This window comes from Acinetobacter sp. YH12226 (assembly GCF_013417805.1).
Taxonomy (GTDB): Bacteria; Pseudomonadota; Gammaproteobacteria; order Pseudomonadales; family Moraxellaceae; genus Acinetobacter.
This window is the reverse complement of the sequence record NZ_VPDG01000022.1, coordinates 1-23,522: the sequence shown is the minus strand read 5'-3', so window position 1 is coordinate 23,522 and position 23,522 is coordinate 1. Positions and strand designations below refer to the sequence as shown.

19 protein-coding genes and 8 pseudogenes are annotated in these 23,522 nt (G+C 38.1%); 17 read left to right on the top strand and 10 right to left on the bottom strand.

Going from position 1 to position 23,522, the window contains the following annotated elements; genetic code table 11:
• Window positions 1–63: 63 nt before the first annotated feature.
• From FTV08_RS14355 to FTV08_RS14330, 6 genes and pseudogenes are all read right to left on the bottom strand, one after another.
• Window positions 64–1,086: a hypothetical protein gene (locus FTV08_RS14355; RefSeq protein ID WP_180087568.1), complete on the bottom strand. Its 1,023-nt coding sequence runs from the start codon at window positions 1,084–1,086 to the stop codon at window positions 64–66.
• Window positions 1,087–1,358: 272 nt separating this feature from the next.
• Window positions 1,359–2,306, bottom strand: a pseudogene (locus tag FTV08_RS14350) (ISNCY family transposase); the annotation flags it as partial.
• 31 nt (window positions 2,307–2,337) lie between these two features.
• Window positions 2,338–2,616: pseudogene (locus FTV08_RS14345) on the bottom strand (integrase core domain-containing protein); the annotation flags it as partial.
• Between the two features lie 183 nt (window positions 2,617–2,799).
• A complete protein-coding gene (locus FTV08_RS14340) occupies window positions 2,800–3,084 on the bottom strand; it encodes a putative quinol monooxygenase (protein WP_005206902.1) in 285 nt (94 codons plus the stop codon).
• A 20-nt stretch (window positions 3,085–3,104) separates the two neighbouring features.
• A complete protein-coding gene (locus FTV08_RS14335; RefSeq protein WP_004682270.1) occupies window positions 3,105–4,103 on the bottom strand; it encodes a zinc-binding alcohol dehydrogenase family protein in 999 nt (332 codons plus the stop codon).
• A gap of 71 nt (window positions 4,104–4,174) precedes the next feature.
• Complete coding sequence (locus FTV08_RS14330) at window positions 4,175–4,915, bottom strand: SDR family oxidoreductase (RefSeq protein WP_001059480.1); 741 nt, start codon at window positions 4,913–4,915, stop codon at window positions 4,175–4,177.
• A gap of 135 nt (window positions 4,916–5,050) precedes the next feature.
• Here FTV08_RS14330 and FTV08_RS14325 point away from each other — a divergent pair.
• A pseudogene (locus FTV08_RS14325) lies at window positions 5,051–5,950 on the top strand (LysR family transcriptional regulator).
• A gap of 50 nt (window positions 5,951–6,000) precedes the next feature.
• Here FTV08_RS14325 and FTV08_RS14320 read toward each other — a convergent pair.
• Together FTV08_RS14320 and FTV08_RS14315 are read right to left on the bottom strand one after the other, a co-directional pair.
• Window positions 6,001–7,017 carry a zinc-dependent alcohol dehydrogenase family protein gene (locus FTV08_RS14320; protein WP_180087567.1) on the bottom strand — a complete coding sequence of 339 codons (1,017 nt, stop codon included), beginning with the start codon at window positions 7,015–7,017 and terminating at the stop codon, window positions 6,001–6,003.
• A complete protein-coding gene (locus FTV08_RS14315) occupies window positions 7,007–8,002 on the bottom strand; it encodes a zinc-dependent alcohol dehydrogenase family protein (RefSeq protein ID WP_180087566.1) in 996 nt (331 codons plus the stop codon). The genes FTV08_RS14320 and FTV08_RS14315 overlap by 11 nt, the downstream gene beginning before the upstream one ends.
• Before the next feature lie 467 nt (window positions 8,003–8,469).
• Here FTV08_RS14315 and FTV08_RS14310 point away from each other — a divergent pair, with 467 nt between their 5' ends.
• The 7 genes and pseudogenes from FTV08_RS14310 to FTV08_RS14280 all read left to right on the top strand — a co-directional run bounded on the left by FTV08_RS14310 (window position 8,470) and on the right by FTV08_RS14280 (window position 14,121).
• Window positions 8,470–8,745 carry a metal/formaldehyde-sensitive transcriptional repressor gene (locus FTV08_RS14310; RefSeq protein WP_005105873.1) on the top strand — a complete coding sequence of 92 codons (276 nt, stop codon included), beginning with the start codon at window positions 8,470–8,472 and terminating at the stop codon, window positions 8,743–8,745.
• Window positions 8,746–8,766: 21 nt separating this feature from the next.
• The gene (locus tag FTV08_RS14305) at window positions 8,767–9,879 is read left to right on the top strand and encodes an S-(hydroxymethyl)glutathione dehydrogenase/class III alcohol dehydrogenase (protein WP_005105874.1); all 1,113 of its coding nucleotides are present in this window, start codon (window positions 8,767–8,769) and stop codon (window positions 9,877–9,879) included.
• A gap of 228 nt (window positions 9,880–10,107) precedes the next feature.
• Window positions 10,108–10,938 carry an S-formylglutathione hydrolase gene (gene fghA / locus FTV08_RS14300; protein WP_180087565.1) on the top strand — a complete coding sequence of 277 codons (831 nt, stop codon included), beginning with the start codon at window positions 10,108–10,110 and terminating at the stop codon, window positions 10,936–10,938.
• Between the two features lie 332 nt (window positions 10,939–11,270).
• On the top strand, window positions 11,271–11,573 hold the full coding sequence (locus FTV08_RS14295; RefSeq protein ID WP_000920558.1) for a putative quinol monooxygenase: 303 nt from the start codon (window positions 11,271–11,273) through the stop codon (window positions 11,571–11,573).
• 377 nt (window positions 11,574–11,950) lie between these two features.
• Window positions 11,951–12,451: pseudogene (locus FTV08_RS14290) on the top strand (IS3 family transposase); the annotation flags it as partial.
• Window positions 12,452–12,601: 150 nt separating this feature from the next.
• Window positions 12,602–12,952: a hypothetical protein gene (locus FTV08_RS14285; protein WP_004281821.1), complete on the top strand. Its 351-nt coding sequence runs from the start codon at window positions 12,602–12,604 to the stop codon at window positions 12,950–12,952.
• A 202-nt stretch (window positions 12,953–13,154) separates the two neighbouring features.
• Window positions 13,155–14,121, top strand: a pseudogene (locus FTV08_RS14280) (IS481 family transposase).
• 118 nt (window positions 14,122–14,239) lie between these two features.
• On the opposite strand, the gene FTV08_RS14275 reads toward FTV08_RS14280, so the two are convergent.
• Entirely contained in the window at window positions 14,240–14,671 is a 432-nt protein-coding gene (locus tag FTV08_RS14275) for a PPC domain-containing protein (RefSeq protein ID WP_180039075.1), read from the bottom strand.
• Window positions 14,672–14,970: 299 nt separating this feature from the next.
• Here FTV08_RS14275 and FTV08_RS14270 point away from each other — a divergent pair, with 299 nt between their 5' ends.
• The 4 genes and pseudogenes from FTV08_RS14270 (at window position 14,971) to FTV08_RS14255 (ending at window position 18,049) form a co-directional block, all read left to right on the top strand.
• Complete coding sequence (locus FTV08_RS14270; RefSeq protein WP_180039076.1) at window positions 14,971–16,176, top strand: integrase arm-type DNA-binding domain-containing protein; 1,206 nt, start codon at window positions 14,971–14,973, stop codon at window positions 16,174–16,176.
• 50 nt (window positions 16,177–16,226) lie between these two features.
• Window positions 16,227–16,343: pseudogene (locus FTV08_RS14265) on the top strand (transposase); the annotation flags it as partial.
• A 9-nt stretch (window positions 16,344–16,352) separates the two neighbouring features.
• Window positions 16,353–16,469, top strand: a pseudogene (locus FTV08_RS14260) (putative oxygenase MesX); the annotation flags it as partial.
• Window positions 16,470–16,657: 188 nt separating this feature from the next.
• Window positions 16,658–18,049: a methylenetetrahydrofolate reductase C-terminal domain-containing protein gene (locus FTV08_RS14255; protein WP_180087564.1), complete on the top strand. Its 1,392-nt coding sequence runs from the start codon at window positions 16,658–16,660 to the stop codon at window positions 18,047–18,049.
• Here the strand turns inward: FTV08_RS14255 and FTV08_RS14250 are convergent.
• Window positions 18,046–18,714 carry an epoxyqueuosine reductase QueH gene (locus tag FTV08_RS14250; RefSeq protein WP_004647714.1) on the bottom strand — a complete coding sequence of 223 codons (669 nt, stop codon included), beginning with the start codon at window positions 18,712–18,714 and terminating at the stop codon, window positions 18,046–18,048. The two genes, FTV08_RS14255 and FTV08_RS14250, sit on opposite strands and share 4 nt — an antisense overlap.
• A 171-nt stretch (window positions 18,715–18,885) precedes the next feature.
• On the opposite strand from FTV08_RS14250, the gene FTV08_RS14245 reads away from it, so the two are divergent.
• From FTV08_RS14245 to FTV08_RS14225, 5 genes and pseudogenes are all read left to right on the top strand, one after another.
• Window positions 18,886–19,917, top strand: coding sequence for a hypothetical protein (locus FTV08_RS14245; protein WP_180039078.1), 1,032 nt, complete (start codon window positions 18,886–18,888; stop codon window positions 19,915–19,917).
• A gap of 168 nt (window positions 19,918–20,085) precedes the next feature.
• Entirely contained in the window at window positions 20,086–21,069 is a 984-nt protein-coding gene (locus FTV08_RS14240; RefSeq protein WP_180039079.1) for a putative oxygenase MesX, read from the top strand.
• Between the two features lie 50 nt (window positions 21,070–21,119).
• Window positions 21,120–22,163: a methionine synthase gene (locus tag FTV08_RS14235; RefSeq protein ID WP_180039080.1), complete on the top strand. Its 1,044-nt coding sequence runs from the start codon at window positions 21,120–21,122 to the stop codon at window positions 22,161–22,163.
• A 97-nt stretch (window positions 22,164–22,260) separates the two neighbouring features.
• Window positions 22,261–22,755 (top strand): flavin reductase family protein, encoded by a 495-nt coding sequence (locus tag FTV08_RS14230; RefSeq protein ID WP_004647846.1) that lies wholly within the window; start codon window positions 22,261–22,263, stop codon window positions 22,753–22,755.
• A gap of 42 nt (window positions 22,756–22,797) precedes the next feature.
• A pseudogene (locus FTV08_RS14225) lies at window positions 22,798–23,328 on the top strand (sulfite exporter TauE/SafE family protein); the annotation flags it as partial.
• Window positions 23,329–23,522 lie beyond the last annotated feature (194 nt).

Sequence of the window (23,522 nt, the reverse complement as noted above, 5' to 3'; positions counted from 1 at the left end):
ACAGGCTCTACATTTTTACTTTGATACTTAGTTAGGCTATTCATTTCATTCAAAAATTGGCAATTAGTTCTTTACTAGGCCTAATAATGCTATCTTTAAAGTATCTGAGGCTATTTTATTGTAGGCATTGCAAATTCCGAGGTTGAATTGAGTTGGGTTATCATATTCATCCTTGAGTTCATAAACAGCACCTGCATCATAATTACCTTCATATAATTTACCATTTTTAAGAATAACCGCTTTACCGCGATAGCCTTCGCCATGATAAAAATTATATTGTTGAGACTCCGGAATATATGCAACCTGATAGCTAGCCCATGTTTCTACTATCGGATTGTTATCAGATGCTTTTTGTTCTGCTATCCATTCAGCGATAGTCTTATTTGTAAAGTCATCAAACTCGCTAAAACTTATATTTGGTTGGTTGTATTGCTGAGTCAAATATTGATGGCAAACGGAATCTTTTGGAAATGAGCCAGAGATATTTTTAATTTGATTAGAAAGGTTTAACCAATTTTTATCATTTTTGAGAGATTCTCCAGGATTCTTTAACAGTTCAGTAGTGACATAAGCAGAATTTAGGGGGCTATTATTTAATGAAATATTTTTAAAGGTAAGAGTAGACTTAAATTCAGGAGTTTCACTATCAAAAGTTGTAATAATTTTTCCATTTGAATTTGAAACCAGATATTGAGGATGTTGGCTATTGGCTGAGTAATAGATTTTATTTTTAGTCAGCACATATTCTTTACGAAATTGCCAAGCTGGATCATATTGGATGTTTTGTTGATACAATGTCTGTGTATTTTCATTAATTTTATTATTTAAAGTAGTCTTGTAATTTTCTATAAGAGAAAAAATATGGTCCTTCAACCCAACATCTACTGCTTTGATTTTATATTCAGCAATAGGAAACTCTAAAGTATGAACAGTTGTGTTCGATGGTGAACCATCTAAAGGTAAAGTAGGTGGTGTAGAAGTAGCATTATTGCTGTCATTATTTTGATTTACTTTAGAACTTGAACCTCCACATGCTGTTAGTAAAAGTGCCGAGCTAATCAGGAAGGTTAATTTTTTAATCATCATTTGTTTAAAAACTCAAATTATTTAAAGTACTTAATGCTTCGGTTTCTTTAGTAATTTGGAACATTATTTTATATTCACAAGAATCCCAAATACATAAGCTACTTCAGTAGTGTCATTTTCAATCAAGCTCATCTTATTTTTTAATAAGAAAAGAATCAATGTAGGTATTAGAAAATACATCAAAATATTCTCAAATGATCTCTATTTTTTGGAAAAACTGTTATTCCCCAATTAAAATGTCTATGCGATAAACCATTTAAAATGTCCTGTTTTTAACTACAAGAGTCAAGCACAGGATTTAAATTTCTTTGTTCAATAACAACTTTCTGAGCTTTACGACTTGGCATACTTTTCTTGGCACGGGAACGTTTATTCTGTTTTTCCAATGCTTCATGCTGTTGCTGGATATGTGCCAGGACTGAACCTAATCTTTTATTCTCAACCACTTCATTCTGCTGCAGTCCAGCCAGTTTATTGAAGATGCTGTAGTTGAGCTTTCGTCCCTCATGCATGAGGGCCACAGTGCCATCCGGATACTCCAGAAATGAAATGTATTACCCAACAAGCTTATGATTCAGCTCTGTCGGTTCAAGCAGATAAATATATTTGTCATACGTCAGGGTCAGATTCTTGGTGACCTTACGCGGTTCCTGCCAGGTAAAAATATCATCTAGTTCAACATCAGACTCTGTTAAAGGGCGATGCAAGTTCTTGGAATTTCTCGCACACTTGGCAAACTTCTGGTTGAACTGCTCAATAAAGCAGGGTAGCCAGGCATTGGCTTTGGCAATTGAACTGATGCCTTCCAGACGCATCTCCTTGATCAACCGGTCTTGAAGGGTTCTATTCGCGCGTTCTACGCGACCTTTGGCCTGTGGTGAGTTGGCAAAGATAATATCTATCTTCAACTCATTCAGAATCCGGCCAAATTGCGTGATTTTGCTGTCCTGGCTCGATTTCTGGTTCACTCGGAAAACCGAATGTTTATCGCTATAAAAGGCCAACGGCTTACCGTATTGTTCAATGTAGGCTCGGGTTGAAAGCATATAGTCGAAGGTCGTTTCCGCCTCACAGAAGCGCAGATGCAACAGCTTTCCAGTGGCATCATCGATATAAAACAGCAAGCAGCACTTAGCAGCGCGTCCTTCGAACCAGTCATGATATGAGCCATCAATCTGGATTAGCTCACCGAAGCAATCCCGGTTATAACGTGTGAACCGTACCGGGTTTGTCGGAGACTTTTTATTGAAGTTAGGCCACCTGACCTAACGGGTTAATCTTATCATAGTACATTGCTTCAAAATCAAAAGGCGATACATAACCCAGTGCACCGTGTACACGCTTTTTGTTGAACCAATCTACCCAATTTAATGTCGCAAGTTGTACATCTGCTAAACCTTGCCAATCTGCTTTTAAATATTCAATCACCTCTGTTTTGTATAAGCCATTCACCGTTTCAGCCAAAGCAATATCATATGAATCACCAGTCGTACCGACTGATGCTCGTAAATTTGCTGCCTCTAAACGATGACATTATTGTCAAAATGCAGGGTATTGGTGGCTCCCCTCAGGGGCATAATTTGCTGAAGCCTAAGTTACTACTAAAAAATTAAAAATTCTTAAAAAATAGGAGCTTATAGCTCCCATTTTTTGTTAGCTTTCTAAGTCCCTATGTTAATTTGAAGAATACTTCATCATAACGTCCGAATACAGCTATATTTTTTTGATTTCTACAATATCACTTGATTCAATTAGCGATTGGATATTACCAAATAAACTTTGAATATAATCAGACGCTATATGGATATCTAAATCCTCCCTGCTACGCCATTCTTCTAAGAAGAAATATCTACTCGAGTCATTTTCGCTAATATAAAGCTCATATTTCAAGCATCCTTCTTCTTGAAGCGTAGGCTCTATTACACTTTGTAAAAGCGCTTCTAACCTCTCTTTTTGATCTGATTTTGCCTTAAAGTTCGCAATTACTGAAATAGTCATTATTTCACCTTTAATTTGTTTTAGAAGTTTTCTAGTACAATTTTGCCTTTTGACTTACCTGATTCAAGCAACTTATGCGCCTTCTCCAAGTTTGCAGCGTTAATTTTTCCTAGATTTTGGTTGAGAGTACTTCTAATTTTTTGCTGGTCAACTAATTGGGCAACCTGTTGCAATAGATCACCTTGCTTTTCAATATCATCGGTTTCATACATTGAACGGGTGAACATCAACTCCCAATGGATAGAAATAGATTTAGTCTTAAACGGCATAATATCAAATGTTTGTGGATCATCGATCAATCCAAGCTTGCCTTGTGGTGCAATCAGAGAAACTATTTGCTTGATATATGTTTCTGTATGATTTGTAGAGAATACATACTTTGGTTTTTCAATGCCTAGTGTCTCGATTTGTGCATTTAAATCTTTGCTATGATCAATGACATGGTCGGCACCAAGTGATTCCACCCAAGATTTCGTTTCTTCACGTGAAGCTGTTGCTATAACGGTCAGATTTGTTTTTGCTTTTAGGAGTTGGATAGCGATTGATCCTACACCGCCTGCACCACCAATAATTAAAATACTGCCAACTTCTGTTTCTGAAATTTGAAACCGATCAAACAGCATTTCCCATGCCGTTATTGCAGTTAATGGCAATGCTGCTGCTTCTGCATTAGATACTGTAATGGGTTTAAGACTGATAATTCGTTCATCGACTGCTTGAAACTCAGCATTACTACCATCTCGGGTTAAATCGCCAGCATACCAAACAGAATCTCCTACTTTAAACGAGGTAACTTTTGAGCCAACTTCAATAATTTCCCCAACGGCATCCCAACCTAAAATACGATTATTTGCTTCAGACGAATTTTTTCTCACTTTGGTATCAACTGGATTCACAGAGATTGCCTGAACTTTTACCAGTACATCTCGCTCCTTAAGCGTAGGCTTCGCTTTTTCAATATCTACCAATGAATTTTTAAAATCATCATGGTTATTTATAACATACGATACGGCTTTCATAGATTTGTCCTTAACTTTAAAAATATAGTAAAAATGGGAGCGAGGTGCTCCCATTTTTTGTTATTCAATTATTAAAACTCTTGGCTCGTTGGGCGTAAAACAATTTCATTAATATCTACATCCGCAGGCTGTTCAATTGCATAAGCAATTGCTCGAGCGACTGAGTCAGCTGGTATAGCTTGTTTGTAGAAATCAGTAACAAACTCTGAACTTTCTTTATGAGAAGAACCGAATTTTAGTTCTGACTCAATTGCACCAGGCTCAATAGTAGTCGTTCTAATTGTTCCCCCAACTTCATGACGAAGGCCTTCAGAGATGGCTCTTACAGCAAACTTAGTACCGCTATAAACAGTACCTCCTGGACTAAATACTTTTAACCCTGCAACAGATGCGAGATTAATAAAGTGTCCAAAGTTTTGTTTTTGGAAAACAGGCAGTGTAGCTGCTATACCATAAAGAACACCTTTAATATTAATGTCGATCATACGATCCCATTCATCAACTTTTAGCTCACTTAATGGTGCAATAGACATTAATCCAGCATTGTTTACCAATACATCGATTTGACCAAATGCGCTTAATGCCTTTTCAATAAGTGCTTGTACTTCATGTGGTTTGGTTATATCCATACCAATAAATTCAGCTTGACCACCTTCAGCACGAATGTCGTGAACAATAGCCTGTAATTTTTCAGTACGTCTAGCACCAAGTACAACCTTTGCACCTTTTTTAGCAAGTAAGCGAGCAGTAGCTTCACCTAAACCACTACTTGCACCTGTGATAACAATAACTTTATTTTCTATATTATTCATACAAGTAACCTTCAACTTATCTGTCAATCATATTTGATGGATTAAGTATTACAGCCTTGTTAGGTATAATAAATGAATAATATTATCTTTCAGAATTCCTATTTACGGAATAATTACCATAACACAGGATTGGACATGCAGAACAAATTGGAAATGATGCGTATCTTTTGTGTCGCAGCAGAGTCTCGAAATTTTAAAGAGGCAGCAACTCAGCTGGGTATTTCCCCGCAGGTAGTGACACGGGCAATAAAAGAGCTAGAAGAGCAGCGCGGAGAGATTCTGTTTTACAGGAGTACTCGACAAATTAAAATTACCGCTGATGGTGAGCGTCTGGCAAAGCAAGCACATTTTGCGGTGGGATCCATTGATGCTCTGCTTGTAAAAGACACCAAGGAAAAACGAGATGAAATGCGTGGGACCGTCCGTCTTACTGTGTCGTCTGTGTTAGGGCGTAAATTGGTAGTACCTGCACTAGCAGAATTTGCCACACGTTATCCAGATATTGTCGTGGATTGTGTGCTAACAGATTCACACTCGGATGTGATCGATGAGCGAATAGATATCGGGATCAGATTTGGATTTTTGCCGGACAATCGATATGTGGCAAGGGAATTGGCTAAAGTGAACTTTTATTCTGTGGGTACGCCAGAGTTAATTGATAAGGTTGGAATGCCCAAAAAAATTATTGACTTAGATAAATACCCTCTAACAGCACTATTCGATCATAAAACAGGGCGTTACTGGCCATGGACATTCACTGAAAGTCGAAGCTTTACGCCATCAAAGCCCCGTTTTATTACAGATGATCTAGAAGCTTAATTTCAAGCTATTCTCGCTGGAGTTGGATTCGGACACATGCCTGGATTTCTAGTTTTGCCGTGGCTTAGGAGTGGTAAGCTCATTCAGATACTTCATGAGGAAACCTCTCCCGTTTGGCGCCTGTATTTATATCGTCCACAGCGGGGCCCGACACCTTTGCGAATCCGAGCATTGTTTGATTACTTAGCGGAAGTTCTGGGCCATGTAGAAACCTGAATCAGATGGAACTAACCTTTTTTCTAGAAAGTAGAAATCAGATAAGACCATCATGTATTCAGAGTAACTACAATTTTTCCTATTTGCTGATTTGATTCAAGATAGCGCTGAGCATCATGCATGTCCTCAAAGTTAAAGCAACAGTCGATCACTGGACGAAGATATCCTGCACCTATACTGCTAAGAATAAATCGTCTGGCTTGCTCCCTTAGAACAGGGTTATGGAGAACCTCAAGGAACAAAAAACCTCGCATGGTTAAGCTCTTGCGTAATGCAACTTTAAGGGGAAATGGTGTGATCTCCGGGCTAAGTGCACCATGCATAACCATAGTTCCTCCCACAGACATCGCTTTTGCAATCTGTTCAATATGTGGCCCTCCTACAGCATCGAAGGCGACATCAAGATGTTCTCCACCCAAACGTAGAATAAGCGCCTCATACAAATCTGGTTCATCTTCATTGGCTATAACATTTTTAACACCGAGATCCAGTAAACGTTGCTTTTTCTCTATCGTCTGTGTACTTGCAATGACCTTAGCACCCGCTGCTTCAGCTATCTGTATCGCAGCTAGTCCTACGCTACTTGAAGCTGCTGTGATCAAGATCGTTTTTCCTTTCGAAACTCCACCAGCATGGATTACACCACCCCAAGCCGTTAAATACTGCATCCAGATTGAAGAAGCTTCTTCCCAGCTTAAACTATCGGGTTTGTGAACTAAAAAAGTTTCTGGAATCAGAATCTTGTCCGCATATGTCCCATATTTGGCTAGATTGTCAGTCGGAAGAATCGATACTGCATCTCCTGGAGAAAATTGACGTACACCTTCACCTATCGCAAGAACTATGCCTGCTCCCTCATATCCCAGACGAGAAGGGAATACTGCCTTTTGAATATAAGTACCACGCCGAAACATTACATCAGCCCGGTTGAGTCCGATCGTTTTCATCTGGATTAGAACTTCTCCTGCTGCTGGTAAAGCAACAGGAAGTGTTTCTAATGTCAGAACGTCTGTATCTCCAATACTATTGAAGCGCCAAGTCTTGGCCTGAAGTGCGTTAAATGACATCAATCACGACCTTAATATTGGCAGAGCGATCTTGAACAGCATCATGAGCCCCAATCGCTTGGTCTAGAGTAAAATGACGAGGATCAACAATAGGACGCAGTTTACCTTCCTCAACAAGACGAGTAGCGATCTTAAGGATATCACCATGATGAGCACGGCGATTGCCTGTTAACATCGGCATTAGGACGAATACGCCAGACACTGTGGCACAACGTAGAGATGAACTCGCTAAATTATGATTACCAAATGCAGCACAGCTGGTAATGTGGCCATAGTGAGTTGTCATGGAAAGTGAAGCTTCGAGTACTGGACCACCCACAGTGTCGTAAACAATGTTAAAACCTTGACCCTCAGGGCTTGCAGCAATAATGTCATCGGAAGATGCTGTTGTGTAATCGAGAGGTGTTGCACCGAGTTCTGAAATCAGTGATTGATCAGCTGTACGACCAGTCGCCCAAACATTTGCATCAAGTGCTTTTGCAAGCTGAACAACCATATAACCAACGCCACCAGCACCACCCTGAACCAGTACAGTTTGCCCTGGTTGGACCTTCGCGTTATCCACTAAACCTTCCCAAGCGGTGAGGAACGTCAATGGTAGTACTGCTGCCTCGCGCATAGAGATATTCCGTGGCTTTAATGCGATCAGATCAGCATCTGCTACAACATATTCTGCTAAAGATCCTTGAAGACCACGAACGCCACCAATCAGACCGTAAACTTCATCTCCAACGTTGAAGTGGGTGACACCTTCACCAACAGCAGTTACAACCCCAGCCATATCTGTTCCCAACACGGCAGGAAGCTCTGGCATAGCATAAGGTGCTTCACCAAGACGAATTTTATAATCAATAGGGTTTACACCACTAGCATGAATACGTACCAGAACTTGCCCAGCCTCTGGTTGAGGTATAGGGAGTTCTACACGTGTAAATTCATGATCACCAAAATTTTCTAAGATAAGAGCATTCATCATCTTATTCATAATTGTTCCTTATTTTTAACTGGGGGATGATGTGCACAGTACCAAAGTAAATTAATCCAATAAATGATATTTATAGGATTTAATAATTCCTAAATAATGAATAATAAATTTCATCCGCTCACTAAAAATATTCTAGTACAGTCTGTAAAGGCAGTTTAACCTAAACTGTTGGTAGTATTTTCAAGGCTTGAAACGTTCAAAATATCTACAAAGTGGCTAAAATTTGAAACATAATTCTAAAAGGTCACAGCATTACAAAGAACATGAGACAAAATAAAAAATGGGAGCTAAAAGTCCCATTTTTTTTGTGACTTTCGCATAAGCTCTATGATGTTAATTTAAAAAAACTAAAAACAGGGATAGAAAATTTTCGCTAAAGATCTTTTTAATTTTCGATTTATAAAAAATATTGCTTTTTTTATACTATGGGGTACTATAGTATAAATGCTAGCAAATAAGGAGGTCTGATGCCTAATCAGGTTGACGACAAAAAAAAGATTCTTCTACGCGTCAGAAAGATCAAAGGTCAGACGCAAGCGATTGAAAAAGCGTTAGAAGATAATGTGGAATGTGGTGCAATTCTGCAACAAATATGCTCAGTGCGTGGTGCTATTAATGGTTTAATGAATGAAATGTTGGAGGTTCATTTAAAGGACACATTAGTATCAGGTGAAACCACAGAACAACAACGAAAAGAAGAATTGGCTGAAATCGCCAAGATTCTAAAATCATATTTAAAGTAGATCTGTATAAGGAATTATTCCATGAAGTCACGTGCTGCCGTTGCGTTTGGTCCTGGTCAACCTCTTCAAATTGTTGAAGTTGATGTTGCACCACCGAAGAAAGGTGAAGTATTAATTAAGATCTCCCATACCGGTGTGTGTCATACAGACGCATTTACTTTATCTGGCGATGATCCTGAAGGTGTTTTTCCCGCTATTCTCGGGCATGAAGGTGCTGGTGTTGTAGTTGAGGTTGGTGAAGGCGTGACTAGCGTCAAACCAGGTGATCATGTTATTCCACTTTACACTGCTGAATGTGGCGAGTGCGTATTCTGTAAATCTGGAAAATCGAACTTGTGTATTTCCGTTCGCGAAACTCAAGGTAGAGGCGTAATGCCAGATGGTACCACTCGTTTTTCCTACAATGGTCAACCGATTTACCACTATATGGGCTGCTCAACGTTCAGTGAATACACTGTAGTGGCAGAAGTATCATTGGCTAAAATCAATCCTGAAGCCAATCACGAACATGTCTGCTTACTGGGTTGTGGGGTAACAACGGGTATCGGTGCAGTACATAACACGGCTAAAGTACAAGAAGGTGATAGTGTTGCGGTCTTTGGTTTAGGTGGTATTGGTTTGGCAGTCGTACAAGCCGCACGTCAAGCTAAAGCAGGGCGTATTATTGTGGTTGACATGAATCCAGATAAATTTGCGCTGGCAAAAGAGTTTGGTGCAACGGACTTCTTGAACCCTAAAGATTATGATAAACCAATCCAGCAAGTAATTGTCGAAATGACTGGCTGGGGTGTAGATCATTCATTTGAGTGTATTGGTAACGTGAATGTGATGCGTGCAGCCCTTGAAAGTGCACACCGTGGCTGGGGACAATCCGTAATTATTGGTGTAGCTGGCGCAGGTCAAGAAATCTCTACCCGTCCATTCCAACTGGTTACTGGTCGTAGATGGTTAGGTTCTGCCTTTGGTGGGGTAAAAGGTCGTACGCAACTTCCAGGAATGGTTGAAGATGCCATGAAAGGTAAAATTCAATTAGAACCATTTGTGACACACACCATGGGCTTGGATCAGATCAATGAAGCCTTTGATCTAATGCATGAAGGTAAGTCAATTCGTACTGTAATTCATTACGAATAATTCCGTCAGACCTTATACTTTTCCATGCATGTGAATCATGATTGACATGCATGGAATCCTCTAAAACGGCACATCATCTGTAAAACAGATCTATCTATGTATCCATCATGTATAGGTTCAACAAACCTGCCTACATTTTAAATCTTTATCAGTATTCTCTGTGGAGAATGTCAGACTCTTTGTTTACTCGATTTCTCATGAAGTCTTGCTCAACATAGGTAATTGATTATGGAAATAATTGAGAAACATGCTTCTTTTGGTGGATCGCAAGAAGTGTATCGCCATCAGTCAATACCATTAAACTGTTCAATGAAATTCTCAATATATCTGCCACCTCATGACAAAGATGAGAAGTTGCCAGTTTTATATTGGTTATCAGGACTGACTTGCAACGAACAGAACTTTATTACTAAAGCCGGAGCACAAAAGTATGCGGCTGAACATAAAGTCATTATTGTTGCACCAGATACCAGCCCACGTGGAGAGGATGTACCAGATCATGCAGATTATGATTTAGGCCAAGGCGCAGGATTCTATGTGAATGCAACACAAGCACCCTGGTCACAGCATTTCAAAATGTATGATTATATTGTGGAAGAGCTCAGAAATCTGATTGACCTGAATTTTCCGACCAACCAAGTCCAAAGCATTATGTGGCATAGCATGGGTGGTCATGGTGCATTAGTAATTGGTTTAAAAAACCCTGAGCTGTATAAAAGTATTTCTGCTTTTGCACCAATTGTTGCACCTAGCCAAGTACCTTGGGGGAAAAAGGCTTTTACACAATACCTAGGTGAAACCGAAACTTTATGGAAAAGCTATGATGCGATTGAATTAATCAAAAACGATGAAGTTCATTTACCTATTTTAGTCGATCAGGGAACAGCTGATGATTTTCTTGAAGAACAGTTAAGACCTAAGCTTCTTAGTGATATTTGTTTGGAACAAGAATATCCTCTTACACTTAACCTAAGAGAAGGGTATGACCATAGCTATTACTTCATTGCGAGCTTTATAGAGAAACATATAGAGTTTCACAGCAAATTCCTAGCTAAATAACTTTCATAGATATGAAGATGTGCATGTTGTTCTTGAATGCTTCTTGAGCAATATAACTTCCAGATGAAGAGGTCAGCTTATAAATCTAAGGTAGAGTCAATTGATCCTTATATAACTAAGATTGAATTTAATCATCTCATATCTTGATTTTTTGATTCAAATGTTAATGATATTAACTTGAATAAATTCATAGCATTATGTCGAAATAAAAACCTAAATTTTGGCTCAGCTATGGGATGTTTTTTAACTTTTATACAACAAAACTTTCTGACATGCATACATTAGCAATGACAGAATCAGTTTGAATTCTAATCAATTGTGGAGTTTTAGTCATGCTTAAAACAGCTTTATATGTCCGTCTTGAAGCTAAACCGGGTAAAGAAGACGAAGTGGAAGCTTTCCTTAAAGCCGGTTTACCTATTGTAATGGAAGAACCTGCGACAGTTGCGTGGTTTGGCTTACGTCTTGGACCTACAACATTTGGTATTTTTGATGCATTTCCTGATGAGGCGGGTCGCCAAGCACATTTATCTGGCAAGGTTGCAGCTGCGTTGATGGCTCAGGCCGAAGAGCTATTTTCAGAGCCACCGTCTATTGAAAAAGTAGATGTTTTGGCGAGTAAACTACCAGCTTAAACCGACGCTTAAATGTATAAATGTGCTGCCTGAAATTTTGAATGAAAGGCAGCACTTCAACCCTGTGAGGTTTGTCAGAGGCTTTTTATTCAAGTTGGGCTACTTTATTTAATGGCTTAATCTCATCATTTACATGGGTCAATATCCAAAACAGGGTAAATAAACGAATGCAGCTATGTACATGCTTTATATTGAACCAATCTATCTAATTTACTGAACCGTACCGGGTTTGTTGGAGACCAACTTTCCTGAGATGAGAAGCATTGCTTCGCACGACGTAGCGAAGCGTAGTGTTCCGATGAAAAAAGTAAAATATACCCCTGAAATCAGAGATAGAGCGGTTCAATTATTGATTGACTACCAAGACGGTATCTCAGGTGAGTGACTTTACGTATATTCAAACAAATTCAGGCTGGGTCTATACCGCCTTTATTATTGATGTGTTTTCACGAGCAATTGTTGGATGGAAAGTATCAACACGTATGAATACAGATATGGTGCTTGATGCATTAGAACAAGCTTTGCATGATCGAGGTATGCCAAAGAATGTAATTCATCATTCCGATAGAGGTGTGCAATATCTTTCCATTCGCTATACCAATCGTCTAGAAGCAGCAAATTTACGAGCGTCAGTCGGTACAACTGGTGATTCATACGATAATGCTTTGGCTGAAACAGTGAATGGCTTATACAAAACAGAGGTGATTGAATATTTAAAAGCAGATTGGCAAAGTTTAGCAGATGTACAACTTGCGACATTAAATTGGGTAGATTGGTTTAATAAAAAGCATGTACACAGTGCACTGGGTTATGTATCGCCTTTTGAGTTTGAAGCAATGTACTATGATAAGATTAACCCGTTAAGTCAGGTGGCCTAACTTAAATAAAAAAATCTCCGATAAATCCGGTAAGGTTCAAAATGCGATTTATGGCTTTTTTATGTAAAAAAAAGTAATATTTGTTTTATTTTTAAATTATAACAATTAGTATAAATACACCTATGATTTACAGATGAAAAAGGTAGTTAAATGAAATATTTTTTAAGTTTAACTTTGTTAGTTTTAGCAATGACTGGGTGTACTTCGAGTCCAAAGACTGAAACTTTACAAGATAAGGCTACAAGCAATACTTCAGCTGATACGCAGGTCCTTAAATTTTCTGGTCCGAATGGTTTATTAATTTTTCTGAAATCATCGGATAACTTTGAAACTGCTTTAATGACTGATAACTCAGGCATGGTATATCGTTTAAAGCAAACAGTTGCTGGTAGTGGTATTCGTTTAGCTAATAATAATGGAGTTTCAATTCACTTTAAACGTGGTGAAGGGGTTGTTGAATTTGTAAAAGACCAGCCAATCAGCATTACTGAAGTAAAATAATAAGGTTTAAACTTTAAGAGAACCCCACACCATAATCTGCATACCGAAAGTTGGACACTATTCCTTGAAATGTGGTCAAACATGATCAAGGACTAATTCGCACTCTGTTAATGGGTGAATTCAAACATGAGGTGCGACAGTTTCAAAAGCCTTATGATAATCTGTGTGATTCATAGACATCACTTCAATATAATGGGTGTCTATGAACAGAGAAATTCAACAAAGACTCGTATGGGTTAAATTATTTGAAGAGACCAATAATGCTGGCCTGGTTTGTCGGAGATGTGGCATTTCTAGACCAACTTTACGCAAGTGGTGGAAACGATATTCTGAACAAGGTATTGATGGATTAAGTAGTCATAGTAAATGTCCCTTAAAATCGCCAAATACTAAAATCAATGCTGAGCTAGAAGCTTTAATATTGGAAATGCGCTCGGCTAGAAATCTGGGTGTTCGACGTTTGCAAACAGAATTAATGAGCTGCACGGAGTCTCGTTGTCCTTGGCGACTATCCATAAAGTACTATCCACCCATTAAGTCAAACCGATTAAAAAATTCCGTCGTAAAATAGATTACATTTGTCATGAACGTTCATTACCAGGCGATAGAATTCAAATGGATGCCTGTAAACTGGGTCCTGGACTATATCAGTACACATCTATCGATGACTGCACACGATATCGCGTTTTAAGGATATATAAACGCCGAACAGCTGCGAATACACTCGACTTTTTAACTGTGTAATTGAATAAATGCCTTTTCCCATACAGCGAATACAGACCGATCGTGAACGAGAATTCTTTGTTGAAAAAATACAGAAAAAATGATGCAGTATGGGATCAAATTTAGGTCGAATAAACCGGGTTCACCTCATCTGAATGGCAAGGTAGCGCTCACAAAAGACTGATAAATCTGAGTTCTACGCTACTGTAGATATCGATTCAGAGGAAATTCAGAGCAAACTGGCAGAATGGCAGCATTACTGTAACTGGATGAGACCACATTCAGCTTTGCAAGGTAAAACACCGATGGAAAGGTACTTTGAATTATGTGAAGAAACTCCTTTCTTCGATGAAGTCCAGAAGCAATACGCCCCCTCAAATGAACGGATTCAACATGCCAGTTACAAGATGTATTTAGAGATTGCTAAATTGAAACGATCTCTATGAATTACGTATCTATATCATTTTTACTAATATAAAAACATATACGTAAAAATCACGCCCCGTTTAACTGGCAATAGTTTTTGAACCCTGGTATAAAAGCTTAAAAAAATCTAGCAAGTCTTTATTTAATGTTAATACTCATCCAGTATTGAGGTTTTTTATCTTTTCTTGCCTGTGATCTAGGTTGTAATACTCTAATTTCATACTCACCTGAAGCAGGTAAAATATAAATACCCTTATCATCAAGCTCTGGAGAATATTCTCCAAGATTGATGGAGTCTTTTAATTGATTACCCCATAAGTAAGCTTCAACATTTCCTCCAGTCAACTTCACTTTTAACTTTTGCCCTTTTTTAGCATAAAATTTGTAGGAATCATACTTGTATCCATCTATCCTTCCGTAATAATTTGCAGAGTAAGCTTTTTTAGCAAACTTAACTACAATAGTCTTTCGTATATCATTGTTATCATTTGCAAGTACGACAGGGCTAACTATAGTTAAAGTTAGGGCTATCAAAGCGCCAGCTAGTAATTTCGTATTCGCTATTTCCATAAGGTTACCCTAATTCTTGTATCGCTCCTGACATAATAATATAACTAATAAGTAACCATGAATCATAGAGCAGAAATGTGAATAGTCATAACATGGGGTTACACTTCAAATGCCAATTTAAGACTTGCAAAATTAATGGTTAATTAATTGGTTACTAAGGACTAGCCAATCTAAATATAAATTTTATTTAACAATTACTTATAGAAATATGTGATGCGTATGATACGCATCATATGAATATCGCTTAAATTTGCTATAATTCAATTGAGCAGTGCCATTTGTGGTTAGGTTAAAAATTCATGAGTCTTACTGAAATTAAGGTACGTCAAGCTAAATCAAAGGAAAAAATCTATTTTCTGGCAGATGATGACGGCTTAAGTTTGAAGGTAGAACCAAACGGACGTAAATCTTGGAGTTACCGCTATTCACTTGCAGGGACAAATAAACGTCCTCGCATGAAGTTGGGTGAATATCCTGTAATGTCCTTGAAAGAGGCCAGATCAGTCCGGGATGAATATAAATTTAATAATTATGAAAATAAACCACTGCATAAAAAATACATCAAAACTTTTCAGGATATTTGTGAAGAGTGGTTAGAATTTAAAATTAAAAATTCCTTTGAAGATGAACCACGATGCGGTGTAATTCAGCTCGCAAAAAAATGTTTAGATCAGGATGTTTATCCAAATATTGGACTAATGCCATTTATTGAAATTAAAAGATATGATCTAGTTAAGATTATTAAAAAGATAGAATCTAGAAATGTAAAAGAACCTGTAAAGAAAGCCTATAGTTATTTAAATCAGATTTATGATTATGCGGTAGCGATGGGGTATTGTGAATATAATATTGCACATGGACTTCATAAAATATTAGTCAACAATAAGATTAAGAAAAACTATCCTCATTTGAATTCAGATGAACTATCTAATTTCTTAGCTAAATTAAATCAGATTAATACAGATCCTATTATTAAAAAAGCCCTGTTATTTAAATTATATACAGGCGTCCGTGGTGGAGAATTATTGCTTTGTGAACCATATCACTTCGATCTAGATAAAAAAATATGGAAAATACCAGCCTTACATATTAAACAATATAGAAGAAAGGTTATTTTAGGTCATGATATCCCTGATTTTTTTGTTCCACTATCTGATCAAGCACTTGAAGTTGTGAAATCAGCACTCGTTTGGTCTCATGGCGAGAAATATGTGTTTTCTAGCCCCCGAAATAATAATAAACCTATTCATTTTAATACCCTGAACTTGATTATCAGAAAAATGGGATATACTAAAAATGAATTAACTTCTCATGGGTTACGATCGACATTTAGTACCATATTAAATGAATCCGGTTTATTTCAATCAAATTGGATTGAAGCACAGCTATCTCATACTGATAAAAATAAAACCCGTGCAAGTTATAATCATGCAGAATATTTTAATCAGCGTATGGAAATGATGCAATGGTGGGGCGATTTTATTGATAGTTGTACTGTAAATTAATGGTTATGAAATCCAAGTTTTAATTAGAATAGGCTTTGTTGCACAAACCTATTCACCGCCATAAATCATTATCTAAAATTGCATCTCGTGGTAAAAGCTCAATGGGCCGGTTCTATGGCTATAAATTACATGTTGTGATGAATCAACTTATAGAAATAGTCTGTTCACAATGATGATTTCTCTTAACTCGTAAAATTTATGACGGTGTTGAACGTGTTCAATTGAATCTTAAGCAAGGTAAATGGACAGAAGAGAACTTCATTAAGCCGTATCAAAATATTCTTGAAGAATAGGCATTTCATTTCACATTAGAGCGAGAATCTCATGAGAAAGTTGCCTGATTGAATGTAGTGAATAGATTCATTGCATAATTGTTGACTAAAATTTTCTATATCAGCCTGATTAAGATTAATCGGGCTGATTCTGTTAGGTCGAATATAATAGCGACCTGCTTCAATCATTTTTATTTGAACTTTATTTTATGTCACAGCTTGCTTCCCATTTTAAGCACAATCAGTTTTGTATTTTGTTGGAATATTTAAGTTCTGCTAAAGGCATTGCTGTACCAATGTCTTTAGCAGAATTTCCATGTGCGATCACTTTGGCAGATCGAGTGCATGCCGATAGTGATTTGGCACCACTTGAATGTGCGAAGACATTTCCTTCATCAATGGAAAAAATCATCCATTATTCAGGGAAAGGTCGGGATATTACTGATTTTGAGACCTTCTTAAAATCAACTCAAGCTTCGGGACAGAAAAATTTACTGCTTCTCACAGGTGATAAGTTAAAAGGGCATACAAATGGTCAAGATGGAACGAATCGCACCCGATATTTAGAGTCTGTAAATGCGGTCATGGCCGCAAAGTGTTATGGTGGATTTCACATTGGTGTAGCTTTTAATCCCTTTAAATATGCTGAAGCTGAACGTGATGCACAATATTTAAAACTTCACAAAAAGATTAAAGCAGGAGCAGACTTTATCGTTACCCAGTTGGGTTACGATATGGAGGCTTTAAAACAAGCCAAGGCTTTTTTAAATCGTCATCGATACCCACAAAATATACTTGCTTGTGTTATGCCACTTAGTTTGGCACGTGCCAATTTTATGGTGAAACATAAGGTCGCAGGAATTGTGATTACACCACACATGTTACGAGTGTTGGCTCAGGAAGAACAGGATGGACGAACTGAGAATGCTTATAAACGTTGTGCTATACAAATATTGATGTGTAAATATTTGAGTTTTGCAGGTGTGCATCTTTCAGCATGCCATAAGCCTGAAGAGCAAAAGCTTTTAGAAAAATATATTGAACAATATCGACATTATGGTTTACAGGAACTCGAAGCACTCTGGAATGCACTGTGGCAAGTGAAGACTAAAAATGAACTCGTGCCAGAATTAGCTTATTATTCCCGCCAACTATCCTCTAGCCAGCTTATTAAATATCAGCAATTGCATTTCATGCACAAGGCTCTATTTGAGTCCAAAATTGCCAAAGGTATGGGGCATTTTATTTTTAAAGCCTCATTCTGGGAAAATGCGCCTGCAGCAAAAGCATTGTTAAAAACTGAATTTATCTCTAAGCAAGGGATCGTAGGTTGTGAAAGTTGTGGTCAATGTAGGTTAGGAGATACTTTATATATTTGCCCTGAAACTTGTCCCAAAGGATTGGCGAATGGTCCTTGTGGTGGTACGACATTGGATCGCTGTGAGTTTGGAGATCGTGAATGCATTCATTCTGTGAAAGCCCGACTTGCCAAAGCCGTGGGACAGACTGACGTTCTAAAAGAAAAACTGATTCCAACTGTACCCATTGAAGTCCGTGGAACCAGTTCCTGGAAAAATTGGTATCTGGCGACTGAAGCTTAGCTTTCATCATCCATGGCATTCGAATAAAATTTCACGCCCAATTTGATGCGATCACGACCTTGGCTCATACGCCAACGGTTGGTATCACGTAAGGAGTATACACAGCCACAATATTCTTGTTGGTAGAATTCTTCCTTCTTGCTGATTTCAAGCATACGAACAGCACCACCATTTTTACGCCAGTTGTAGTCCCAATAGGTGATACCTTCATAATGTGAAGCAGAACGATGCCCACAATCATTGATCTGCTTCATATCTTTCCAACGAGAGATACCCAATGAGCTACTAATTAGGCTGAAGCCATTTTCAGCTGCATAAAGGGCAGTGCGTTCAAAGCGCATATCAAAACACATGGTACAGCGAATACCTTTCTCTGGCTCATTTTCCATGCCTTTGGCACGTGCAAACCAATTGTCTGTATCGTAATCACAGTCAATAAAAGGAATATTATGTTTTTCTGCAAAGCGAATATTTTCTTCCTTACGGATTTCATATTCCTTGACAGGGTGAATATTGGGATTATAAAAAAAGATCGAAAAGTCGATGCCTGATTCAATTAGGGTTTCCATCACTTCACCCGAGCATGGTGCACAGCAGGAGTGAAGCAGAAGCTTGTCGTGACCTGCTGGGAGAGTCAATTTCTGACGTTCAAGTTTGTTTGACATAGTTATATGGGTTTAAATCTAAACCCTATATTTTAACGATTTAATTAGATAGTAAGGATTTGATATACTGATATTTTCTAAGGTTAAGATGAAAGAAATTCACTAATTGAAATTTAATAAGAACTAAAGTATATAAGAGAATAACTACAATAATGCTTTGGAAGCAGAACATTGCAAGTTAATCAAGAGTCATTGAATGAAGCTTTAAAATTAAGTGAAGAAATTATTAGTAATATTGAGTTAAGTACCTCTTCTTTATCTAATTGCGCATTAAAGGCGAGTAGATTGGCAAGATTGCTAAATGAATTCGATTACCAAAGAATTTTTATCTTTGAAAGTAGTGGTTATCCTTCAAGCCCAAATGGTTTAACACCCGATATATGGGACTTATGTAAAAAAGCTGGAGAAGGAAAAACCGTAGAGAAAGCTAAGTTAGGGTCAATCGGAGCGATGGAGATTGAATTGGAAGCAATGAAGGACAGTCTAAAAATTGCACATGATCCTAATGTTTCAATAAGTTCAGCTAATCCGAATCAATTTGTTTCATCAGGTGGCACTAGTAATTTTTTAGAAAGAAAGAGTTTAAGAGATGGTATTAGCACGAACTCTCAATTTCTAACTAAACGACAAGCTTTTGTATGCGAATACGTGTCTAATAAATATTATGAGCTAAAATATTCAAAAATTACGTCAGATATTTTTTCTAGAACAAGAAAGTTTGTAGACGGAAAAATTGGAGATTTAGTACCATTATCAGCACAAAAATTTGCATCTGTTTATGAGAATTTAACGTCCGAAAATTCAGAGGATTGGTCAAATGCTGTTCATAGTTGTAGGCGAATATTACAAGATACTGCTGATGTGATTTATCCTGCTAGAGAGGATAAGACTATTAATTTAGACAATGGTGAAACTAAAATTATTAAATTAGGTGTGGATAATTATATAAATCGAATTATTGCATATGTTGATGAGCAGTCAGACTCTAAAAGATTTGAGGAAATCGTTGGTTCACAGATGAAATATTTGGGCGAGCGGTTAGATGCTATTTTCAAAGCTGCTCAGAAAGGTTCTCATGATATTATTACTTCTAGGCAAGAAGCTGATCTTTATGTTATTTACACATACTTGATAGTTGGAGATTTATTATCTTTGGTAGAGTTGCAAAAAACATTATCAATTTCAGATAAAGATTTTAGATAGCCGCTTAACTTACTGAATAACTAAAAATCCTCAGAATCTTTAATTTATTAAGATGAGTATTTCTCATCTTGAGCTGAATTTATATCGTTTTACTCACTTTCTTATTCACGTTTAAATACAGCCATTCAGAAATTTAGCTTTTTATAAAATTTTTAGGTGGCAATCTCCATGAGTACAGCATTTGAGTGTTCAATTAAACGTATCCGTTTTGATGAAAACTACACGCCAGCAGAAAGCACACGTTTAACCACAAATTTTGCCAATTTGGCACGTGGGGAAAGCCGTGAAGAAAACTTGCGTCGTACCCTTGCGATGATCAACAACCGTTTTAATAGCTTGGCAACCGTTGATAACCCGAAAGGTGATCGCTATTCACTTGAGATTGACATTATTTCTGCGGAAATTGATATTGAAGGTAATGGTCAAACTTTCCCATTTATTGAAACACTTAAAAGTGTTGTGATTGACCATCAAACAGGTGAGCATATTGAAGGCATGATCGGCAATAGCTTCTCATCTTATGTGCGTGATTACGACTTCAGTGTGGTATTGCCACAATTGGGTTGTGGTGTAGGTGAAAAACCTGAAGATTTTGGCAATCTACATGGCAAGCTTTATCAACATTTAGTCAATTCAGATGTATTTAAAGCAGAATTTAAAAAACAACCTGTCATTTGCTTAAGCGTTTCAACCTCTAAAACGTATTTCCGTACAGCCAACGTACATCCTATTTTGGGTGTGGAATACAAAAATGATGAATATTCACGTACCGATGAATATTTTGCCAAAATGGGTTTACGTGTACGCTACTTTAAACCAGAAGGTGGTAATGCACCATTAGCATTCTATTTCGCTGGCGATTTAGTCCGTGATTATACTGATTTTGAATTGATCAGTGCTATTGCGACCATGGAAAGTTTCCAACGGATCTATCGTCCTGAAATTTACAACACCAACTCTCCTGCAGGTGTGGTGTATCAACCAAGTCTAAGCTATGGCGATTATTCACTTACACGTGTGGTCTATGACCGTGTGGAACGTGGTGAGCTTGCAGTTAAACAAGGTAAATGGACGGAAGAAAACTTCATTAAGCCTTATCAAGACATTTTAAATGAATGGGCTGCAAATTTCGAAATCGAAACAGCTGCTTAATCCATTAAATTGATAAACAGATTTACGAATTTAGACAAAGAAGATTAGACATGGCGCTTACACAACCGAAACTTTTACTCCCAACTTCAACTGCGGGTAGCTTGCCAAAACCGTCTTGGTTAGCTGAACCTGAAAAATTATGGTCTGCATGGAAGCTTGAAGGCGAAGAATTATTAGAAGCTAAACGTGATGCTTTGAAATTATCATTACATGAGCAAGTCACTGCGGGTATCGATATCGTGAGTGATGGCGAGCAAACCCGTCAGCATTTCGTGACCACCTTTATTGAGCATCTTGAAGGTGTGGATTTCGAAAAGCGTGAAACGATGCGTATTCGTAATCGTTATGATGCGAGTGTACCTTCTGTTGTGGGTGATGTTTCTCGTAAAAAAGCCGTGTTTGTAGACGATGCGAAATTCTTGCGCAGCCAAACCAATCAACAAATTAAATGGGCGCTTCCTGGTCCGATGACCATGATTGATACACTTTACGATGGTCACTACAAGAGCCGTGAAAAATTGGCTTGGGAATTTGCCAAAATTCTGAATCAAGAAGCGTTAGAGCTTGAAGCAGTAGGTGTCGACATTATTCAGTTTGATGAGCCTGCATTTAATGTGTTCTTTGATGAAGTAAATGATTGGGGTATTCCGACCTTAGAGCGTGCGCTTGAAGGACTCAAATGTGAAACCGCTGTGCATATTTGCTATGGCTACGGTATCAAGGCAAATACGGATTGGAAACAAACTTTAGGTAATGAATGGCGTCAATACGAAGAGTCATTCCCGAAACTACAACAATCTAAGCTCGATATTATTTCACTTGAATGCCAAAACTCACGTGTACCAATGGATTTAATCGAATTGATCCGTGGTAAGAAAGTGATGGTGGGTGCAATTGATGTGGCAACCACTCAAGTGGAAACTGCAGAGGAAGTAGCAAATACGCTACGCAAAGCATTGCAATTTGTTGATGCAGATAAACTGTATCCTTCAACTAACTGTGGTATGACACCGCTATCTCGCCAAGTGGCAAGTGGCAAACTTGAAGCTTTAAGCGCAGGTGCTGCCATTGTTCGTAAAGAGCTAGAAGCTTAATCAAACGTAGTCTCGTGCGAAGCAGAACAAATCATCGCAAGGTCATTTGTCCAGCTTTATGCACGAGCACGTGATATGTACATTTGAGATGAAAGAGATGATTGAAGCAACAGACTTTAGAAATGCAATGTCTTTACTCACCACAGCAGTGAATGTTATTACGACTTCGGGTGAAACAGGTATGCATGGATTTACTGCATCTGCCGTATGTAGCGTGACGGATACACCGCCAATGTTATTAGTCTGTATGAATCAATCCTCCCGTTCACATGCCCATTTTGTTGAAAATAAAGTCTTGGCTGTAAACGTACTAAGTACTCAGCATGAACAGCTTTCAAATGCTTTTGCTTCAAGTAAATTCAGCTCAGAAGATCGTTTCAAACTCGGTGATTGGAGTACTATGGAAACTGGTTCACCTATTTTGAAAGATGCCTTGGTCAGTTTTGACTGTGAGATTCAAGATATTCAGCAAGTCGGTACACACAGTGTTTTCATGTGTCGTGTTCTTAAAGTTCAACAAAGCGATCAAGAAGAAAGTCTGGTGTATTTTAACCGTGCTTATCATCAAGTGGGTCAGTTGGAACACGCTTAACTCAATGCCTTAATTCTTTTATCTTTTTAAAGTTAGTTTATTGTGGAACTTATAACCTTTTTAGTCATCGGCGCTTTTGCTGGTTTTGCAGCAGGGCTGTTTGGTGTCGGCGGTGGTACGATTATTGTACCACTGCTTTTTATTGTCTTTACCCAAATGGGCTATGACCCCGATGTGGTTATGCACCTCGCATTAGGCACATCTTTGGCAACCATTGTTGTAACCTCGATTAGCTCATTGATGGCGCATCATAAAACTGGTGCTGTGATTTGGCCTGTTTTTAAAAATCTAGCGCCACCTATGGCGATTGGTTGTTTTTTTGGGGCAGGTTTTGCTGGTTTGATATCAGGATTACATCTACAAATCATTGTTGGCTTATTTCTGATTTGGGTCGCATATACGATGTTTACAGGTGCCAAAAAAGCAATTGACCCAACGAAAACGTTACCCTCATCAGGTCAACAAGTTGCTGCAGGTAGTGTGATTGGGGTTGCATCAGCAATCTTTGGTATTGGTGGTGGAAGTCTGACGGTTCCATATCTGAATCGCTATGGTGTGGTCATGCAGAAGGCTGAACCGTACCGGGTTTGTCGGAGAGTCAATATTCTGAGATGAGAAGCATTGCTTCGCAAGACGTAGTGAAGCGTAGTGTCCCGATGACAAAATTAAAATATACCCCTGAAATCAGAGAAAGAGCGGTTCAATTATTGATTGAATCTGAAAAAGATTATCCTTCTACTTGGGCTGCAATCACAGCAATTGCGCCT

Bases quoted from the DNA above. Each gene is read 5' to 3' on its own strand.
- FTV08_RS14355 (WP_180087568.1), bottom strand. From the start codon at position 1,086: ATGATGATTAAAAAATTAACCTTCCTGATTAGCTCGGCACTTTTACTA.
- FTV08_RS14340 (WP_005206902.1), bottom strand. From the start codon at position 3,084: ATGACTATTTCAGTAATTGCGAACTTTAAGGCAAAATCAGATCAAAAA.
- FTV08_RS14335 (WP_004682270.1), bottom strand. From the start codon at position 4,103: ATGAAAGCCGTATCGTATGTTATAAATAACCATGATGATTTTAAAAAT.
- FTV08_RS14330 (WP_001059480.1), bottom strand. From the start codon at position 4,915: ATGAATAATATAGAAAATAAAGTTATTGTTATCACAGGTGCAAGTAGT.
- FTV08_RS14320 (WP_180087567.1), bottom strand. From the start codon at position 7,017: ATGTCATTTAACGCACTTCAGGCCAAGACTTGGCGCTTCAATAGTATT.
- FTV08_RS14315 (WP_180087566.1), bottom strand. From the start codon at position 8,002: ATGAATAAGATGATGAATGCTCTTATCTTAGAAAATTTTGGTGATCAT.
- FTV08_RS14310 (WP_005105873.1), top strand. From the start codon at position 8,470: ATGCCTAATCAGGTTGACGACAAAAAAAAGATTCTTCTACGCGTCAGA.
- FTV08_RS14305 (WP_005105874.1), top strand. From the start codon at position 8,767: ATGAAGTCACGTGCTGCCGTTGCGTTTGGTCCTGGTCAACCTCTTCAA.
- fghA (WP_180087565.1), top strand. From the start codon at position 10,108: ATGGAAATAATTGAGAAACATGCTTCTTTTGGTGGATCGCAAGAAGTG.
- FTV08_RS14295 (WP_000920558.1), top strand. From the start codon at position 11,271: ATGCTTAAAACAGCTTTATATGTCCGTCTTGAAGCTAAACCGGGTAAA.
- FTV08_RS14285 (WP_004281821.1), top strand. From the start codon at position 12,602: ATGAAATATTTTTTAAGTTTAACTTTGTTAGTTTTAGCAATGACTGGG.
- FTV08_RS14275 (WP_180039075.1), bottom strand. From the start codon at position 14,671: ATGGAAATAGCGAATACGAAATTACTAGCTGGCGCTTTGATAGCCCTA.
- FTV08_RS14270 (WP_180039076.1), top strand. From the start codon at position 14,971: ATGAGTCTTACTGAAATTAAGGTACGTCAAGCTAAATCAAAGGAAAAA.
- FTV08_RS14255 (WP_180087564.1), top strand. From the start codon at position 16,658: ATGTCACAGCTTGCTTCCCATTTTAAGCACAATCAGTTTTGTATTTTG.
- FTV08_RS14250 (WP_004647714.1), bottom strand. From the start codon at position 18,714: ATGTCAAACAAACTTGAACGTCAGAAATTGACTCTCCCAGCAGGTCAC.
- FTV08_RS14240 (WP_180039079.1), top strand. From the start codon at position 20,086: ATGAGTACAGCATTTGAGTGTTCAATTAAACGTATCCGTTTTGATGAA.
- FTV08_RS14235 (WP_180039080.1), top strand. From the start codon at position 21,120: ATGGCGCTTACACAACCGAAACTTTTACTCCCAACTTCAACTGCGGGT.
- FTV08_RS14230 (WP_004647846.1), top strand. From the start codon at position 22,261: ATGATTGAAGCAACAGACTTTAGAAATGCAATGTCTTTACTCACCACA.